Source organism: Stenotrophomonas sp. 05L44_2 (assembly GCF_056665995.1).
Window position 1 is genome coordinate 1 of the sequence record NZ_JBFTNR010000962.1, and the last position, 1,234, is coordinate 1,234.

The 1,234-nt window shown below is 65.1% G+C and carries 1 protein-coding gene; it reads left to right on the top strand.

Annotated features, from left to right (window positions below; translation table 11 throughout):
* Positions 1 to 213: 213 nt before the first annotated feature.
* A partial coding sequence (locus AC1VAN_RS22335) for an RtcB family protein (protein ID WP_480986803.1) occupies positions 214 to 1,234 on the top strand: 1,021 nt, incomplete at its 3' end.

Here is a 1,234-nt window from a genome sequence, read left to right on the forward strand (position 1 = left end):
GTGGTAGAGCAGGATGTTCCTCCAGATTCTTGTCGTGCTGCCGGCACCTTCGCTTTCGTTGCGCGGGGAATGCAGGTGGAACTACATCGGAAGCCCTTCGGGGTCGGGTTCAAGTCCCGGCCGTCCTCCGCGGCAACGCGGGTGACGGAATGTTCCACCCCCTTTGTCACCGCACCCTCTTTGTTTTTGCTTTGGATGAAAGGAAACATCACCATGACCACCCTCAATTACGACGTGATCCAGCAGCCGGGCGCTGCACCGATCAAGCTGTGGACCCGCGGCGTGCCGCTGGAAGACCAGGCGCGCGAGCAGCTGCAGAACATCGCCAAGCTGCCCTTCATCCACAAGTGGATCTCGGTGATGCCCGACGTGCACCTGGGCAAGGGCGCGACCGTGGGTTCGGTGGTGCCGACCATCGGCGCGATCATTCCTGCAGCGGTGGGCGTGGACATCGGCTGCGGCATGATCGCGGTGCGCACCACGCTGGTTGCCAGCGACCTGCCGGACAACCTGTCGGCGGTGCGCACCGCGATCGAGCGGGCGGTGCCGCACGGCCGCAGCGTCACCCGCGGGGGCCGTGACAAGGGCAGCTGGGACACGCCGCCCGAACTGGCGGTGGAAGGCTGGGCGCAGCTGGTGGATGACTTCGCACTGATCTGCGAGCGTCACCCGCGCCTGAAGAACACCAACAACCTCAAGCACCTGGGAACGCTGGGTACCGGCAACCACTTCGTCGAGGTCTGCCTGGACCAGGAGCAGCGCGTGTGGTTCATGCTGCACWSCGGYTCKCGYGGCGTRGGCAATGCCATCGGCACCTACTTCATCGAGCTGGCCAAGCAGGAAATGCGCCGCTGGATGATCAACCTGCCCGACCAGGACCTGGCCTACCTGCCCGAGGGCAGCCAGCACTACGGCGACTATGTGTTCGCGGTGGACTGGGCGCAGCGTTTCGCACGCATGAACCGCGAGGTGATGATGCGCAACGTGGTGGCCGCGGTGCGCACGGTGATCAGCAAGCCGTTCGAGGCCGAGGCCGAGGCGGTGAACTGCCACCACAACTACGTGAACCGCGAGACCCACTTCGGCAAGGAAGTGATGCTGACCCGCAAGGGCGCGGTGAGTGCGCGCAAGGGCGAACTGGGCATCATTCCGGGCAGCATGGGGGCCAAGAGCTTCATCGTGCGTGGCCTCGGCAACGAGGACAGCTTCMACAGCTGCAGCCACGGTGCCGGCC